Annotated in this window: 16 protein-coding genes; 10 read left to right on the top strand and 6 right to left on the bottom strand. The window is 72.0% G+C overall.

The genetic code is table 11. The annotated features are described in order from the left end of the window. Positions 1-59: 59 nt before the first annotated feature. Entirely contained in the window at positions 60-1,433 is a 1,374-nt protein-coding gene (locus M1L60_RS25665) for a carbohydrate-binding protein (protein WP_253240068.1), read from the bottom strand. Between the two features lie 149 nt (positions 1,434-1,582). On the opposite strand from M1L60_RS25665, the gene M1L60_RS25660 reads away from it, so the two are divergent. Further along, on the top strand, positions 1,583-2,458 hold the full coding sequence (locus M1L60_RS25660) for a bile acid:sodium symporter family protein (RefSeq protein ID WP_253240067.1): 876 nt from the start codon (positions 1,583-1,585) through the stop codon (positions 2,456-2,458). A 246-nt stretch (positions 2,459-2,704) separates the two neighbouring features. Here the strand turns inward: M1L60_RS25660 and M1L60_RS25655 are convergent, their stop codons facing one another. Continuing rightward, entirely contained in the window at positions 2,705-3,850 is a 1,146-nt protein-coding gene (locus M1L60_RS25655; protein WP_253240066.1) for a sensor histidine kinase, read from the bottom strand. Then, the gene (locus tag M1L60_RS25650; protein WP_253240065.1) at positions 3,847-4,497 is read right to left on the bottom strand and encodes a response regulator transcription factor; all 651 of its coding nucleotides are present in this window, start codon (positions 4,495-4,497) and stop codon (positions 3,847-3,849) included. Before M1L60_RS25650 ends, M1L60_RS25655 begins: the two co-directional genes overlap by 4 nt. An 88-nt stretch (positions 4,498-4,585) precedes the next feature. Between M1L60_RS25650 and M1L60_RS25645 the strand changes: the two genes are divergently transcribed. From M1L60_RS25645 to M1L60_RS25630, 4 genes are read left to right on the top strand one after another with little or no spacing between them, the layout of a single operon-like run. Further along, positions 4,586-5,074, top strand: coding sequence for a hypothetical protein (locus M1L60_RS25645; RefSeq protein WP_253240064.1), 489 nt, complete (start codon positions 4,586-4,588; stop codon positions 5,072-5,074). Beyond that, positions 5,071-6,099, top strand: a complete 1,029-nt coding sequence (locus M1L60_RS25640; RefSeq protein WP_253240063.1) for a peptidoglycan-binding protein — start codon at positions 5,071-5,073, stop codon at positions 6,097-6,099. The genes M1L60_RS25645 and M1L60_RS25640 overlap by 4 nt, the downstream gene beginning before the upstream one ends. After that, a complete protein-coding gene (locus M1L60_RS25635) occupies positions 6,096-6,752 on the top strand; it encodes an ABC transporter ATP-binding protein (protein WP_253240062.1) in 657 nt (218 codons plus the stop codon). The genes M1L60_RS25640 and M1L60_RS25635 overlap by 4 nt, the downstream gene beginning before the upstream one ends. Then, entirely contained in the window at positions 6,749-7,939 is a 1,191-nt protein-coding gene (locus M1L60_RS25630) for an ABC transporter permease (RefSeq protein ID WP_253240061.1), read from the top strand. Before M1L60_RS25635 ends, M1L60_RS25630 begins: the two co-directional genes overlap by 4 nt. Here the strand turns inward: M1L60_RS25630 and M1L60_RS25625 are convergent. Next, positions 7,936-8,745 carry a CPBP family glutamic-type intramembrane protease gene (locus M1L60_RS25625; protein WP_253240060.1) on the bottom strand — a complete coding sequence of 270 codons (810 nt, stop codon included), beginning with the start codon at positions 8,743-8,745 and terminating at the stop codon, positions 7,936-7,938. The genes M1L60_RS25630 and M1L60_RS25625 overlap by 4 nt on opposite strands. A 135-nt stretch (positions 8,746-8,880) precedes the next feature. Here M1L60_RS25625 and M1L60_RS25620 point away from each other — a divergent pair, with 135 nt between their 5' ends. After that, positions 8,881-9,783 (top strand): sensor histidine kinase, encoded by a 903-nt coding sequence (locus M1L60_RS25620; protein ID WP_253240059.1) that lies wholly within the window; start codon positions 8,881-8,883, stop codon positions 9,781-9,783. Beyond that, positions 9,780-10,277 (top strand): response regulator, encoded by a 498-nt coding sequence (locus tag M1L60_RS25615; protein WP_253240200.1) that lies wholly within the window; start codon positions 9,780-9,782, stop codon positions 10,275-10,277. The genes M1L60_RS25620 and M1L60_RS25615 overlap by 4 nt, the downstream gene beginning before the upstream one ends. On the opposite strand, the gene M1L60_RS25610 is transcribed toward M1L60_RS25615, so the two are convergent. Next, complete coding sequence (locus tag M1L60_RS25610; protein ID WP_253240058.1) at positions 10,265-12,274, bottom strand: serine/threonine protein kinase; 2,010 nt, start codon at positions 12,272-12,274, stop codon at positions 10,265-10,267. The genes M1L60_RS25615 and M1L60_RS25610 overlap by 13 nt on opposite strands. Positions 12,275-12,341: 67 nt before the next feature. Here M1L60_RS25610 and M1L60_RS25605 point away from each other — a divergent pair, with 67 nt between their 5' ends. Genes M1L60_RS25605 through M1L60_RS25595 form a run of 3 tightly spaced genes read left to right on the top strand, consistent with a single transcriptional unit; the run spans position 12,342 to position 15,201 of the window. Continuing rightward, positions 12,342-12,968, top strand: coding sequence for a type IV pilus modification PilV family protein (locus M1L60_RS25605; RefSeq protein ID WP_253240057.1), 627 nt, complete (start codon positions 12,342-12,344; stop codon positions 12,966-12,968). Continuing rightward, positions 12,965-13,594, top strand: coding sequence for a type II secretion system protein (locus M1L60_RS25600; RefSeq protein ID WP_253240056.1), 630 nt, complete (start codon positions 12,965-12,967; stop codon positions 13,592-13,594). Before M1L60_RS25605 ends, M1L60_RS25600 begins: the two co-directional genes overlap by 4 nt. After that, on the top strand, positions 13,591-15,201 hold the full coding sequence (locus M1L60_RS25595; RefSeq protein ID WP_253240055.1) for a ricin-type beta-trefoil lectin domain protein: 1,611 nt from the start codon (positions 13,591-13,593) through the stop codon (positions 15,199-15,201). The genes M1L60_RS25600 and M1L60_RS25595 overlap by 4 nt, the downstream gene beginning before the upstream one ends. A 61-nt stretch (positions 15,202-15,262) precedes the next feature. On the opposite strand, the gene pgfA is transcribed toward M1L60_RS25595, so the two are convergent. Next, positions 15,263-16,330, bottom strand: a complete 1,068-nt coding sequence (pgfA, locus tag M1L60_RS25590) for a cell envelope lipid trafficking protein PgfA (RefSeq protein ID WP_253240054.1) — start codon at positions 16,328-16,330, stop codon at positions 15,263-15,265. Positions 16,331-16,363 lie beyond the last annotated feature (33 nt).

Raw genomic sequence — 16,363 nt, 5'->3', positions numbered from 1 at the left:
TGACGCCCGGTCCCTCCGCAGTGGAGAGACCGGGCGTCATGGCACGAAGCCAGGAGAGATCAGCGGCGGAACTGGATCCAGTTGACGTTGACGAAGTCGTCGGGCTGCCCGCTGGTGAACGTCAGGAAGACCGTGTGCCGGCCGGACACGTTGGCCACGTTGCCGGGCACCGACCGCCAGCTCTGCCAGCCGCCGGTGTTGCCGAGGGCGAAGCTGCCGATCGGCGCGTTGCCGCGGTTGTCGATGCGCACCTCCACCAGACCGCTGATCCCGGCCGCCGCACCCGAGGCGACCCGGGCCACGAAGTCGCGCACCCCGCCCGTACCGAATTCGACGTTGTTGAACTGCACCCAGTCGCCGGTGCGGATCGCGCCGATGTTCTGCCCGCCCTCGCTCGCGGTCTCGACGATCACGCCGGACTGGGCGTTGAACGATTCGGCCTGAATCTGCGCGTACGCGTCCCGCACGCCCCCGGGAGGCGGTGTGGTCGGGGGTGTCGTTCCGCCGCCGCGGGTGTAGACGGCGACGTAGTCGACCAGCATCGGATAGCCGGGCACGGTGGCGCTGGTCGGCGTGCCGAAACCGGCCACGCCGTTGGGGAAACCGCCGCCCATGGCCACGTTGAGCAGGATGTGATAGCCGGCGTGGCCGGTCATGTTGCTCCAGTGCGGCTCGCCGACCTGGTTCTGGTTCACGGCATGGAACTGCTGGCCGTCCACGTACCACCGCAGTTGATTGGGCGAGACGCTGCGGTCCCATTCGAAGGCGTACGTATGGAAGTTGCCCTGACACGTCGAGCCGGGGCACCCGCGGCTGGCGCCGAGGCCGTTGGTCTCGTTGCACGGCCCGCCCGGGTTCACGCCGCAGTGCAGCACGCCCCAGACCGAGTTGATCCCGTTGACGTTCTCCATCACGTCGAACTCGCCGATGGCAGGCCAGCTGTAACGGTCGGCGCGGTAGGGCGCGCCCAGCGCCCAGAACGCGGGCCAGTAGCCGAGGGCCGCGTTGCCGGTGACGTTGGGCATCTGGATGCGGCCCTCCATCCGCAGCACCCCGTTGGCCGGCGCCTTGAAGTCGGTGCGCTGGGTCTCGATCCGGGCCGAGGTCCACTGGCCGGATCCGTTGCGCAGGGGCGTGATGCGCAGGTTGCCGCCGCCGTCGTGGGCGACGTTGCTGGTGCTGTTGGTGTACGTCTGGATCTCGCCGGTCCCCCACTGCGGCGGGCCGCCGGGATAGCTGGTGCCGGTGTCGATGATCCAGTTGGCGCCGTTGGGCAGGGTGCCGGCGGCGCCGGTGAAGTCGTCGGCCCAGACCTGGGTCCAGCCCGACGGCGGCGGGGGCAGGGCGGCGCCGGCCGAGACGGCCAGTGCGATCGGGGCGGCCAGGGCGCCGGTGGCGATGGCAGCGACCAGGAGGCGGGTGCGGACAGTCATGGGTTCGCCCTTCTACTCGGGCTACACGCTTCGGGGAGCGCTCTCAGAGAAGTTTCGAACTCGTTAAGTGATCGAGTCAAACATGAACGGATGTCGATGTCCGTTCGGGCAATGGGGCCGAGATCAACACTGCGGCAGAATGCAGCGGCATGGACTCGCCATTGACCACTGTCGGTCTCCCGATCGCGCTCGGCATCATCATGCTCGGCCTCGGTCTCGGCCTGACCGTGGCCGACTTCCGGCGCGTCGTCAGCTATCCGAAGGCGGCCCTGATCGCGCTCGGCTGCCAGGTTCTGCTGCTGCCCGCGCTGTGCTTCGCCCTGGTCGTGGCGCTCGACCTGCCACCCGTACTGGCAGTCGGCATGATGCTTCTCGCGGCGTCACCGGGTGGCACGACGGCGAATCTCTACAGCCATTTGTTCGGCGGGCACGTGGCCCTCAACGTGACCCTTACCGCGGTCAACTCGGTGCTGGCGGTGGTCACCCTGCCGATCATCGTGAACCTCTCGGCCGCGCACTTCCTGCCGGATGCCGGGTCGATCGGCCTGCAGTTCGACAAGGTGCTCCAGGTCTTCGCGATCGTGCTGGTGCCGGTGGCCATCGGCATGGCGCTGCGGGCCCGGTTCCCGGGGCTGGCCGACCGGCTGGCCCGGCCGGTGAAAATTGTGTCCGTCGTCGTGCTGGTCGCGGTGATCGCCGGCACCGTGCTGCGGGAGCGCGACAACATCACCGACTACCTCGTGTCCGTCGGTCTGGCGGTGCTCGTCTTCAACGTGATCAGCCTGGCCATCGGGTACGGCGCACCCCGGCTGGCCGGCGTCGGCCGCCGCGAGTCGATCGCCGTCGGCATGGAGATCGGCATCCACAACAGCACCCTGGCCATCGCCATCGCGGTCAGCCCGGCCCTGCTGAACAGCACCGAGATGGCCGTCCCGGCCGCCGTCTACGGCATCGTCATGTTCTTCACCGCCGCCGCCTTCGGCTACCTCGTCACCCGCCGCCGCGAGCGCGAGCCGGCAGTCTGAGTCCGAGCTCTACGACACCGAACCAGTAGCCGCTGCGGCGTTGTCGGCGGCAAGCCACCCGGCTGGGTTCCCGCAATCGTGATATCGACCCGTGACCGGATGGATAAGGACATCGTTGGTCGAGCAGCCGCCGCCCAGAAGCCCGGCGCGGATGCAGGATGCCGTAGCGGTGGGCATCGACGCCGGGAACAGAGGCGGCAGCGATGGCGGCCGAGGTCCCGGCCGCGGCCCGAGCGGCTACCAGGGTCACGACCCTGCCGATGGCGGGGCGAAACCGACTCGGACCGTCAGACCACCGGACGGGCCGGGGGTGGCGGTCGCGGTGCCGCCGTGGGCGCGGGCCACGGCGCGGACGATCGACAGGCCGAGGCCGGTGCCGGTGGCCGAGCCGACGCGGTCGGTCAGGCGCTGGAACGGCTCGAACAGGCGGGGGATCTCGGCCGCGGTGACGGCCGGGCCGGTGTTGGTCACCGTCAGTTCGCCCGGCTTGCAGGTCACGGTGACCGAACCACCGGGGACGTTGTAGGCGAGCGCGTTCTCGACCAGGTTCTGCACCAGGCGTTCCAGCAGCACCGGGTCGCCCCGCAGCGGGGACGGCGCGGTCGCCACGGTCACCGTGGGGCCGCCGGCCGGGGCCAGGGCGGCCACGTGCTCCGCGATGTCGGCCAGGTCGAGCGGGACCGGGTCGGCCAGCTCCTGGTCGCCGCGGGCCAGCAGCAGCAGGCCGTCGATCAGGCGGGTGTGCCGGGCGTTCACGGCCAGCAGCGCCTCGCCCAGCCGGCGTACGTCGGGAGAGGGGTGGGGATGGGCCAGCGCGACCTCGATCAGGGTGCGGTTGATGGCCAGCGGGGTCCGCAGCTCGTGCGAGGCGTTGGCCGCGAACCGGCGCTGGGCCGCGAACGCCGTGTCCAGCCGGGCCAGCATGTCGTCGAACGTGTCGGCCAGCCGGCGCAGCTCGTCGCGGGGGCCGGTCAGGCCGATCCGCTCGTGCAGGTTGCGGCCGGCGACGCGGCGGGCGGTGGCGGTGATCTCGGCGATCGGGCGTAGCGTGCGGCCGGCCGCGAACCAGGCCGCGACCACCCCGGCCACGGCCACCGCGGCCAGGGCCAGGCCGCCCTGCTGCAGCAACGACGTCAAGGTGGCGTCCCGGAAGTCGGACTGCAGGTCGCGCACCAGCCCGGCCGTGCGGACGAGGTTGATCTCGTCCGGCAGCGGCTGGGTCGGCTGGATGGCGGTGTCGATGGCGAGCACGGCCGCGGTGCTGACCGGCTGCCGCTCGAGGGCCTGCCCCAGCAGCAGGTAGGTGATGGTCAGCAGCGCCGCCCCGGCCAGCACGAACAGGCCGCCGTAGAGCACGGTCAGGCGCAGGCGGACGGTCCAGCGGTGGCTCATCGGATCCGGTACCCGACGCCGGTGACGGTCTCGACCACGGCGGGCGGGCCGAGCTTGCGGCGCAGCGTCATCACGACCACCCGCACGACATTGGTGAACGGGTCGGTGTGCTCGTCCCAGGCCCGTTCCAGCAGCTGTTCGGTGCTGACCACGGCGCCGTCGGCCCGCAGCAGCTCCTCCAGCACGGCGAACTCCTTGCGCGAGAGCCCGACCACCCGCCCGTCCCGGAAGACCTCGCGGTGGGTGGTGTCCAGGCGCAGACCGGCCCGTTCCAGCACGGGTGGCGAGGCCGGGCGGGCCCGGCGGCCGAGCGCCCGCACCCGGGCCACCAGCTCGGCGAACGCGAACGGTTTGGCCAGGTAGTCGTCGGCCCCCAGACCCAGCCCGTGTACGCGGTCGGCGAGCTCGCCCGCGGCCGTGAGCATCAGGATGCGGACGTCACCGCCGGCAACGGCCCGGCACACGTCGTCGCCGTGCACCTTCGGCAGGTCGCGATCGAGCACCAGCACGTCGTACTCGTTGACCGCGAGCCGTTGCAGGGCCTCGTCCCCGTCGTGCACGGTGTCGACGGCGAGCGCCTGGAGCCGGAGCCCCTCGGCGATCGCGCCGGCCATCACGATCTCGTCCTCGGCGATAAGCACACGCATCGGGACATGGTTACCGGCCCGGCTATAAGAATCCTGTAAGCGTCCGCGCTGATGATGATCTTACGGGCGGTCGGGTGGGCTGGGCCGCATGAGACGAATCCTCGTACCCCTGACGCTTCTGACCCTCGCGCTGACCGGCTGTTCGCAGGCCGGGAACGGCGCCGCACCGAGTCCTTCGGCCTCGACGGCCGATGAGAAGAGCCAATTGCGGGCGTACGCGAAATGCATGCGGGCCAACGGCGTCGACATGCCCGATCCGAACGGCAACGGGGTGCTGGGCGCCCCGGCCATGAAGGCGGGCTCGCCCGAGTTGAAGACCATGGAGAAGGCGGACGAGAAATGCCGTGACCTCATTCCGGCCGGGGCCGCTGGGGAACCGCAGAAGGTCTCGGCCGAGGATCTGGAAAAGGCGCGGGCGCTCTCGAAGTGCATGCGCGAGAACGGGTTGCCGGACTTCCCGGACCCGGACCCGGAGACGGGCGCGGTGGCGCTGTCCGAGAAGACGGTCGACGTGAAGAAGATGGCCGCGGCCGGCGAGAAGTGCGGCGGCATGGCTCCCCTCGCCGTGACCAAATGATGCGGCGCCGGATCATCGCCGGGGTGGTGGTGGCGGTGGCCGGGGCGGGCACGACGGTCGTCGCGCTCCGCGCCGACGGCGGGCAGCCCGCCGCCGCTCCCCCGCCACCCGGGTCCACGGCCGCGGTCGAGCGCGAGACCCTGTCGGGGTCGGTCACGGTCGACGGCCGCCTCGGTTACGGCGAAGAGGTGCCCATCATGTCGAAGGCGCCGGGCACGGTCACGTGGCTGCCCGAGGTCGGCGCGACGGTCGAGCGCGGCGAGCCCGTGCTGCGGGCCGACAACCTACCGGTCGTGCTGCTGTACGGGGTCATGCCGATGTACCGCGAGCTGCGACCCGGCGTCGAGGGCCCGGACGTCGCCCTGCTGGAACGCAACCTGCGCGCGCTCGGCTACGCGGGCTTCACGGTCGACGACGAGTACACCGGGCTGACGGCCAAGGCCGTGCGTCGCTGGCAGAAGGATCTTGGCCTTCCCTCGAGCGGTGTGGTGGATCCGGCGTCGCTGGTCGTCGCGAGCGGGGCGATCCGGGTGGCCGCGCTCGCCGTCCGGCCGGGGGCGGCAGCCACCGGCGAGGTGCTGAAGTACACCGGGGCCGCGTCGGTGGTCACGGTCGACGTCGAGGCCTCCGCGTCGGGGTGGGCCCGGCGCGGGGTGAAGGTCACCGTCACGCTGCCCGACGGCAAGGAGGTGGCCGGCACGGTGGCGTCGGTCGGGGCCAAGGTGTCACCGCAGGATCCCGGGGACCAACCGACGGTCCCGGTGACGGTGGCCCTGTCGGCCCCGGTCGGCCGGCTGCGCGAGGGGCCGGTGACCGCGACGTACGTCAGTGAGCAGCGCAAGAACGTGCTCACCGTGCCGGTCGCGGCGCTGGTGGCGCTGGCCGAGGGCGGCTACGGCGTGGAGGTGGTCGAGGGCGGCGCCCGCCGGTTTGTCCGGGTCGAGGTCGGGCTGTTCGCCGACGGCAAGGTCGAGGTGCGCGGGGCCGGACTGGCCGAGGGCATGACCGTGGGGATGCCCGCATGATCACGATGAGCAACGTCGGCAAGGTCTATCCGGGCGGGGTGACGGCGCTCGACGACGTGTCGCTGTCGGTGGCGGCGGGCGAGTTGCTGGCCGTGGTCGGGCCGTCCGGCTCCGGCAAGTCGACGATGCTGCACCTGTTGGGCGCGCTCGACCGCCCGTCGGCCGGCACCGTGCGGATCGCCGGCCACGACGTCGCCGCGCTGCCCGACCGGTCGCTGAGCGCACTGCGGGCCCGGACCATCGGGTTCATCTTCCAGCAGTTCCACCTGGCGTCCGGGGTCTCGGCCCTCGACAACGTGGCCGACGGGTTGCTCTATTCGGGCGTACGCCGCCGCGAGCGCCGCACCCGGGCCGCGATCGCGCTGGAACGGGTCGGCCTGATCCACCGCGCCCACCACCGCCCGCACGAGATGTCCGGCGGCGAACGGCAACGGGTGGCCATCGCCCGCGCCGTGGTGGCCGACCCCGCCCTGCTGCTGGCCGACGAGCCCACCGGCAACCTCGACTCGGCGTCGGGCGCGGTGGTCATGGACCTGCTGCACGATCTGAACCGGGCCGGCACGACCACGGTCGTCATCACCCACGACCGCGACATCGCGGCCGCCCTGCCCCGGCGGGTCGCCCTGCGCGACGGAAAGCTGGTCGCGACATGACCACTCGGTTGCGACCGGCCCGGCTGGCCGGCTCGGACGTGCTGCGGCTCGGGGCGGCCGGTCTGCGGGCCCGGCCGTTGCGGATGGTGTTGTCGGCGGCCGGGATCGCCATCGGCATCGCGGCCATGCTGGCCGTGGTCGGTCTCTCGGCATCGAGCCGGGCCGGGCTGGACCGGGCGCTGGCCGCGCTCGGCACCAACCTGCTGACCGCCGCGCCGGGCCAGACCCTCACCGGCGAGGAGGCCTCCCTGCCGCCGGAGTCGCTCGCGATGGCGGGCCGGATTCCCTCCGTACGGTCGGTGAGCGCGACCGGCCGCCTGAGCGCCCGGGTCTATCGCACCTCGTTCGTCCCCACCGCCGAACACGGCAGCATCAGCGTGCTGGCGGCCCGGCCCGACCTGCTGCGGGCGCTCGAGATCGGGATGGCCCAGGGCCGCTGGCTCACCACCACCAAGCCCGGCAGCCCGGCCGTCGTCCTGGGCTCCGGGGCGGCCGACCGGCTCGGCGTCCACGCCCCCGGCGGCCGGGTGTGGCTGGGCGGGCAGTGGTTCGCCGTGGTGGGCCTGCTGGCGTCCTCGCCGCTGGCCCCGGAACTCGACTCGGCGGCCCTGGTCGACTGGTCGACGGCCACCACGCGGCTGGGCTTCGACGGTCACCCGACCACCGTCTACACCCGGTCCGACGAGGCGGCCGTCGAGCAGGTGCGGCGGGTGCTCGGGGCCACGGTCAACCCGGCCGCGCCGCACGAGGTGAAGGTGTCCCGCCCGTCCGACGCGCTGGCCGCGGCCCGGGCCACCGACGCCGCGCTCAACGGCCTGCTGCTCGGGCTGGGCGCGGTGGCACTGCTGGTGGGCGGGGTCGGGGTGGCCAACACCATGGTCATCTCGGTGCTGGAACGCCGGGGCGAGATCGGCCTGCGCCGCGCTCTCGGGGCCACCGGCGCCCACATCGGCCAGCAGTTCCTCACCGAGTCGCTGCTGCTGTCCACGGCCGGCGGCCTGGCCGGGGCCGCGCTGGGGGCCCTGGTCACGGTGGCCTGGGCGTGGTGGCGGTCGTGGCCGGTGGCGATGCCGCTCTGGGCCCCGGCCGGCGGCCTGGCCGCGACGATCCTGGTCGGCGTGATCGCGGGCCTCTACCCGGCCGCACGGGCGGCCCGTCTCGCCCCGACCGAGGCACTCTCCGGCTAGTTGATCCGTTCGCGGCCGGCCCGCAGGAAGGGGCCGGCCGCGACCGCGGCCAGCACCGCGAAGATCAGGAACTGCTGGGCCTCCGGGCTGAAGCCGGATGGGCCGGTCAGCAGCGCGGCGGTGAGCGGGGCCAGCACGAAGTTGTTGCCCGCGTGGGCCAGGCAGGCCGGCCAGACACTGCCGCTGCGCGCTCGCAGCCAGGCCAGGAGCACTTCCTGGGCGACGATCCAGAGGGTCCACCCGGCCAGGCCGAGCGCCAGGTGGCCGTACTCGACGTAGCCCAGGAAGGCCAGCGGAAAGTGCCAGATCGCGGCGATCAGCCCGGCCGCCACCGCCGCCCGGCGGGGCCGTCCGGGGCAGATGCGCACCAGCAGGTAGCCGGTCCAGCCGAACTCCTCACCCCAGAACAGCACGGTGCCGGCCACCGCGAGCAGGCCGAGCGCCGGCGGCACCGCCCAGAGCGGCAGACCCGGCACCAGGTCGGCGGTCACCAGTCCGGACGGCTCCCACCGTCCGGCGATCGCACCGATCCCGACGACGACCGCGGCTATGACCAGCGGGCCCAGCCCGGCCAGCAGATAGAAGCGCCAGGCCGCGCGCAACCGCGGCCGGGAACCGGAGTCGGCGAAGCCCTCGCGGGTGATCCAGCGCCGCACCACCAGCGCCGCAACGGCCGGGGCGAAGGCCGCCGGCGCCTGCACCAGCGGGTTGACCAGCGACCAGCCGAGCCCCAGATGCGCCACCGCCTCCCAGATCCAGGCGATGCCGAAGGAGAGGACGAGAAAGGCAGTCGGTCCTTTTGTCATGCGTTTCAGCCCACCAACGCCGGAGGCTGCTGTCATGACGGCCCGCCACCCCGGGCAGGGTGGTGCCAGCCCTACCTTCGTACGGGGGTCAACCGGCTGTCCTGAGTGGCCGGATCCCCTCTACCGTCTCCAGGCATGTCTCTTCCGGCTGCCGTGCTGCTGGCCGGCGTGTTGCCTGTGGCCTACGGGGTCGTCGGGCTGCTGCTGGCGACCCTGGCCTTCGCGCTCGCCGGCCCGCTCCTGGTCCACCTGAGCGGACCGGTCGCGGTCGGCTTCGGCACCGTGGACACGGTGGCCGAGGCCACCCGGTGGGCCCTGGTCGCGCTGCTCCTGACCCCCGCCGCGCCCCTGCTGGTCAAGACGCTGGCGGGCGGCCAGGCCGCGCTCGCCCGCCGGTTGGTGGCCGGCACGCCCGAGTTCCTCGCGGTGTCCCGGTCCCGCACCCGGCTGATCGACGCCTTCGACGCCGAACGCCGCCGCATCGAACGGGACCTGCACGACGGGGCCCAGCAGCGGCTGATCGGCATCACCCTGCAACTCGGCCTGGCCCGGTGCGACCTGCCGCCGGACGTTCCGGGCGCCGCCGCCGTGGCCCGCGCCCACGACCAGGTGCGGGCGCTCACGGTCGAGCTCCGTGAGCTCGTCCACGGCATCCACCCGCACCTGCTGACCGACCTGGGCCTGCCGGCCGCCCTGCGCGACCTGGGCGACCGGTGTCCCGTGCCGGCCGAGGTGGACGCGGACCTCGCGGTGCGCCTGCCGGAACGGGTCGAGGCCACCGTCTGGTTCGTGGTGGCCGAGGCCCTGACGAACGTGGCCCGGCACGCGGCCGCCACGACCGTGCGGGTGACGGCCCGGCTCCACCGCACCACGCTGACCGTCGAGGTGCGCGACGACGGTCGCGGCGGCGCCGACCCGGCCGGCGGAAGCGGCCTGACCGGGCTGGCCGACCGGGTCGAGGCGACCGGCGGGCGCCTCGAACTGTCCAGTCCGCCGGGCGGCCCCACCCTGCTGCGGGCGGTGCTGCCGTGCCGGTGAGAACCGTCCTGGCCGAGGACGAACTGCTGCTGCGGGCCGGCCTGACCGAGCTGCTGACCCGGTTCGGATTCACGGTCTGCGCGGCCGTCGGCGACGCGGGCGCCCTGGCCGCCGCGGTCGGCGAGCACCGGCCGGACCTGGTCGTCACCGACGTCCGGATGCCCCCGGGCTTCCGCGACGAGGGGTTGCGCACCGCCCTCGCCCTGCGGGCGGCCCACCCCGGGCTCGCGGTCGCGGTGCTCAGTCAGTACGTCGAACCGGACCTGGCGGCCCGGCTCCTCGACTCCGGCGCCGGACGCGGCGTCGGCTACCTGCTGAAGGAAAGGGTGGCCGCGATCGCGCATCGCCTGCACATCTCCGACACGGTCGTCGGCAAGCACATCGGCAACGTGCTGGCCAAGCTCGACCTGCCGCCGACCGACGACGTCCACCGCCGGGTGATGGCCGTCCTGACCTACCTGCGCGCGGACTCCCCGGCCGGTCAGGGGGTGTAGACCTCGGCCATCGTGGTGACCGTGCCGTTCCTGGTGGTCAGCTCGACCAGGCCCTCGGTGCCGAGCCGTTCGGCCAGTTGGCCGGGGGTGATTCTGCAGGTGCCGACGGTCACCGGGTCGGCGGCGCAGCGTTCGGGGTCGTCGAACGTGCTGGTGAGTTCGGGGGTGGCGGCGGTCGGCAGGGTGACCGCCATGCGGCTGTCCTCGGTGACCCAGGCCTGCTCGCACGGGTTGTCCGAGGTGGACGCCAGGTTGAAGGTCTGGCAGTACTCGTCGCCGGTGAGGAACAGGACCGGTTCCACGATGACCGACCGGGCCTTCGGGTTGTAGCCGCGGACCTTGACTATCGACTTCGTGCTGCCCGTCCGGACGTCGGTGAAGGTGAGCGGGGGCGGGGCAGCCGGCGCGGCCTCGATCGGCCTGATCTCGGCCCGCCGGATCACCGCCCCGGCCCGTACGTCCTGGTCCTTGGCCTCGTCGGCCGGGCCCACGCCGAACGCGACCCGGCCCGCGGCCAGGCTCGGATCGGTCAGCTTCTGCTCGAGTTCGACGTCGCCGTCGACGGTCACCGTCGCCACCTCGTCGCGCAGGCTCAGGACGACGTGGCGGCGCTGCCCGGGGCCGAAGCGGGGCTGGTCGGCCGAGCCCAGCGTGGTCGCCCGGACCGCGCCCTCGTGCCGGATCCGGATCGTCCGCGGGCAGAGGTCGAGCCAGTACGAGCCCGGCCCGGCGTTCCGGAACTGGATCTCGGCGCACGAGCGGGTGTCGTCGACGGCGACGTCGGCCGAGATCATCTGGTCGCCGGCGAAGCTCGCGGCCGGGCCGGGACACACCATCGCCGAGCTGGGCGTCGACATGGCCAGGCCGTTCTTGAAGGAGCAGACACCCCCGTACGCGTCGGTGGTGGCCTTCCATTGGCCGGGCCGATCGAGCGGGTCGACCACCCACGCGCCCCGGATCGCCCCGGGCACCGGCATGGTGGTCAGCGTCTCGGGCGGCTTCACCACGACCTTCTCGGTCGGCCGGCTGTAGAGGCCCACGGCCGCCGTCAGCGCCGTCGCCACCGCGGTCACGGCGGCGGCGACCGCCCAGCGCCGGCGCCGCCGCGGCCGTTCGGGGCGGGTGGCGAGCCGGGCCGCCTCCGCCGCTTCCCGCAGGGGGCCGCCGATCCCGCCCGAGCCGGTGTTCTGGGCGAGCAGCAGGTTGAGCAGTTCGGGGGCAGTCGGCCGGTCCTCGGGCTCCTTGGACAGCGCGAGCGCGACCAGCTCGGCCAGCGGCCCGGTCAGTCCGGTCAGGTCGGGCGGCTGGGTCAGGATCTTGGCCGCGGTGGCGACCGGCGAGTCGGCCCGGAACGGGGTGCGGCCGGTCCCGGCGTACGCGATGACCGCGCCCCACGCGAAGACGTCGGCGGCCGGGGTGATCTCGCGGTCATCGCCGTCGAAGCGTTCCGGGGCCATGTAGGCGACCGTGCCGACCATCTGATCGGGCCGCGTGTGCCGGCTGGTCACCTCGAGCGGCCGGGCGATCCCGAAGTCGATGACCTTGGGCGTGCCCAGCGCGAACAGCACGTTCTGGGGCTTGAGGTCGCGGTGGATCACCCCCGCCCCGTGGATGGCGGTCAGCGCGGTGGCGACCCCGACGGCCACGCCGTGCAGGCGGCTGTCGGCCAGTGGGCCCTCGCGGTCCACCACCTCGTCCAGGCTCGGGCCGTCGACATATTCGACCACCAGGTACGGCGTACGGTGTTCGGGGTCGGCATCGAGCACCGCGGCCGTGCAGAACGGCGGCACCTGCCAGGCCCGCTTGACCTCGCTGCGGAACCGGCCCCGGAACTCCTCGTCGTGGGCGTACTCGGGCTTGATCATCTTGATCGCGACGAGCGGGCCGTCGTCGCGCCGCCCGAGGAAGACCGATCCCATGCCGCCCTCGCCGAGCCGAGCCAGCAGTCGGTAGCCACCCAGTGACGGCGGGTCGGCCGGGCGCAGCGGGCTCTTCATGGCCGCCTACAGTACGGCGCGAACGCTCGGCCTAAGCAAAGTGCCGGCCCCGGCCGAATCTTCAGGAGTGGGGTCAGGCGGGCGGCGCGTACGGGACGACGGGTTCACGCTCGTCGAGGTCGTGGTGGCCATGGGGATCATCACGCTGGTGATGACGTCGCTGACCGTGTTCCTGGTCGGCTCGCGCAAGGCGGCCCGGCACGCGGCGCAGCGGGACACCGCGGTGCGGCTCGCCCTCGACGGCATGGAGAAGGCCCGGGGTCTGCGGGGCTCGGCCCTGCTCGGCGGGCGGCAACAGTGCACGGCGACGTGTGTCGACGCCGTGTCGACGCAGGTCGACACGTTGCTCGGCGCGGCCACGACCCGGTGGGACGCGGCCGGTCCGGGCACCCTGGCCGTGCCCCAGGCCGGCGCTCAGCCCGACGGCTCGACGGTCGCCGCGCCGGGCGATCCCGAGGTCGTGCTGCTCGACGGGGTGCCGTTCAAGCGCTACTACTACCTCGGCGCGTGCTGGCAGCCGACCGTCTCGTTGGCCTCGAGCCTGGCCTGCGGCGCGACGGCCACCGCGGCGCCGCTGGTCCGGCTGGTCGTGGCGGTCGCCTGGCGGGACGGGCAGTGCCCGGCCGGCACCTGCGCCCACGCCGAGGCGGCCCTGTTCAGCACGGCCATCGTCGACCCCTTCCTCGTCGGATGAAGAAGGACGCCGGCTACAGCCTCATCGAGATGCTGGTCGTGCTGGGGATCGTGTCGGTGATCGGCTCGATCTTCACGACGGCGGTGCTGCAGATCTATCGCACCGCGTCCGCCATCGAGGCCGAGTCGACGGTGCAGGCCCAACTGAGCAACGCGTTGCTGCAGCTGGACAAAACCATTCGCTACTCGTACTCGATCTCGGCCGTGCACACGGAGAACAGCATGCCGTACGTCGAATATCTGGTCCTGGCCATCGCGCCGGGTGGGACGGCGCCGGTGAAACGGTGCGTCCAGCTGCGCCTGACCGGTTCGGATCCGCAGAGCCTGCAACTGCAGTCGCGGTCGTGGACGGTGGCCTCGTCGATCAGCCCGAGCGCCTGGACCCCGCTCGCCTCGAACCTCATCACCCCCACCAGTGGCGCGGTTTTCGCCCGCACCCAGCCCACCACCGCGCTCAACCACCAGATGCTCGGCATCCGGCTGTCGGCCAAGGCCGGAACCTCGAATCGCACCAGCGCCGTCACCTACACCGCGCTCAACACGTACGCCAGCACAGCCCTGGACGCGGCCGGCCAGCCCTTCCCGCCGGCCGCGGAACCCTGCTACCACGCGTCGGCCCGCTCATGATCCGGCTCCGGGACTCCCGCGGCTCGCTGCCGCTGGCCATGCTGCTGAGCCTCGTCGGCGTCGGCGCGGCCGCCCTGCTCGGCGCGGTCGTGGCCAGTCAGGTCAGCACCACCCGGTACGACATCAACCGCTCGGCCGCGATCAGCGCCGCTCAGAGCGGGATCGAGACCAGCCTGGCCCAGATGCGAGCGGTGCCGGTCAACGCGTCCGGCGACGCCCTGCTGGCCACCGTGCCGTGCGCGGCCACGGTCACCGGCCCCAGCCTCAAACTGGCCGGGACGGTCAGCCCGGGCCAGCTCGCGAACTTCGCCGTCAACATCTACTACCTGACGTCGACCCCGCCCGCCGGAACCGATCCGGAGACCTGGGCCCGCAGCAACCGCCTCGGCTGCGGCGGCGCGGGCGGGCCGTCGATCGTGCCGATGTACGCCCTGATCTCGTCGACCGGTACGGCCGGCGGCTCGACCCGCACGCTGCTGGCCACCTATCTGTTCCAGAGCCGGACCAAGCCCAACGTGCCGGGCGGGACCATCAAGGTCTACAACAGCGACCAGTGCGTGACCGCCCCGCGCGAGGCCACCGGCACGACGCCGCTCACCGTCGGCGCGCCCGTGGTCCTGGCGACCTGCGACGCCTCTGACCCGAAGCAGAGCTTCACCTACAACCCGACGCTGCAGGTGCAGTTGAAGGGCAGCGAGGGCTCGCCCAACTTCCCCAACGGCGCCTGCGTGTCAGCGGTCAGCGTCAACCTGACCCCGGTCACGTTCGCCGACTGCGACGCGACCAAACGCGTGCAGATCTGGAGCCTGAACAACCGCGACAACTTCGAGGGCACCACCGACGGCATCAATCCGAACGGCAAGTGCTTCAACGTCGACTGGACGACCGTGCCGCCGAGGGTGCTCATCAACAACGTCATCGCGGGCAACGCCAACCGGGTCGCCGGCACCCAGGGCGACGGCACCGACGGCACCCCGTGCAGTGGCACCTCGGGCGACTACACCAAATACAAGACCTTCTTCCCGGACGCCAGCGCGGGCACGGGCGCCGCGGGCGACGTGACCAAACAACTCGTCAACTACGACCAGTTCGGCCGCTGCCTGGACGTCACGGCCAACACGTGGACCTACGCGTTCATGGTCATCTTCCCGTGCAAGCAGGCGCCCAACAAAGTCATCCAGTGGAACCAGGTGTGGTTCCTGCCCCAGGTGGCGGTGGGCGGCACCTCGGCCACGGGCCGCGTGTACGTCAAGGGCAGCGACGGCGTCACCACCTACTGCCTGTACAGCCCCGGCTCGACCGCGTGGGGCCAGTACGTCAAGCTGGCCGTCTGCAACGTGAACAGCGCGATCCCGGCCAACCAGCTGTGGACGCGCACGGTCTTCACCGGGATCAGCCAGAACTCGTACCGGATCGAATCGACCTTCAACACCTCGGCCGCCGCGCCCTACTGCCTGATGCCCTCCCCCACCGACTACTGGGACCAGTTCACCGCCATGCACATCAGCAAGCTCGTCCTCGGCGTGTGCAGCGGCATCAACCTGCAGAAATGGAACGCGTCGCCGAGCATCCTCAGCTCAGTAGTCTCCGACTACCAGGAGAAGTAGACCGCGGACAGCAAGACGCTCCGGTCCACGAGGGACCGGAGCGTCGAGGGAGAGCGTCAGGTCAGGACTTCTTGCTCGTGTCGACCGTGGTGTCCGCGTCCGCGTCCGCGTCGGCGTTGGTGTCGGTGGCTGAGTGGCGCGGGTTGTGCTTCGGGGCCGCGGTGGTGGTGGCGGTGGACGGGCGGCGGGCGAGCAGGAACAGGGCGGCGATGATGAGGATGGCGCCGAGGACGGCCAGGACGATCGGGCCCCACAGGCCGACCAGCTGGAGCTTCTGGCGGTTGGCGCCGGCGGTGTCGGCCGCCTTCTTGATCGTGTCGTCGGTGTAGGTGAAGGTGGCGTCGAGGATCGACACGGACTGACCGTTGTCGCCGACCAGGTTCTTGCTCTGCTTCTCTTCCACCTTGAGGTACTGGCCCGTGGTGGGCTCGACCCACACCGTACGGGTGTTGTTGTAGTGGACCTTGCTGGTGGCCGCGCCGTCGAGGAGCTGGCTGGTCAGCACCGACAGCCGGTCCTCCGGGATCTCCTGGATGCCGTCACGGATCTCTTGCGTGAAGACGTAAGTCTCGAGGCCCTCGATCTGCTCGGTCCGGACGAACCGGGCCGGCTGGGTGGCCAGGATGTCCCGGTCGTAGATCTCGTAGTCCTTCTTCTCGGTGCCGAAGGGGAACTTGTAGATCTGGCCGGAGTACTTGACCGGTTCCTGGTTGTTGCCGGTGTCGAGCCAGTGCTTGTCCCAGTCGGCGGCGGCGCCGGTCTCGCGGTCGAGGGCCAGGGACGTGCTGTACGCACTGATCAGGGCGTTGGTGTCGGTGCGCATGACCTGCTGGCCGACGAGCCACACGACCGCCTCGCCGTCGAGCGGGCCGGTCAGCTCGCTGGTGGCCTTGGCGTCGGGCGTGACGGTGATCGTCGAGCGCAGCTCGACCCCCTCGACGACCTCGGCCTTGCCCGTGGTGATCTGCAGGAAGCGCGCGTTGGGCGCCACGGCGACCGACTGGGTGGGCTTCAGGTCGTAGGGCAACTGCTCCACTGTGGGTGCCACGACGTAGGCCAGGCCGCCGGCAAATACCAGCGCCAGGACGCCGAGAGCGAAGAGGGCGGCGCCGAGGACGCGGGACTTCATATGTTCCTCCACGAACGGGGAAGGGAGGTCGGC

Source organism: Paractinoplanes aksuensis, from assembly GCF_024137025.1.
In the GTDB taxonomy this organism is placed as follows: Bacteria; Actinomycetota; Actinomycetes; order Mycobacteriales; family Micromonosporaceae; genus Actinoplanes; species Actinoplanes aksuensis.
The sequence above is the reverse complement of the archived record's forward strand: the minus strand, read 5'-3'. Positions and strand labels throughout refer to the sequence as shown.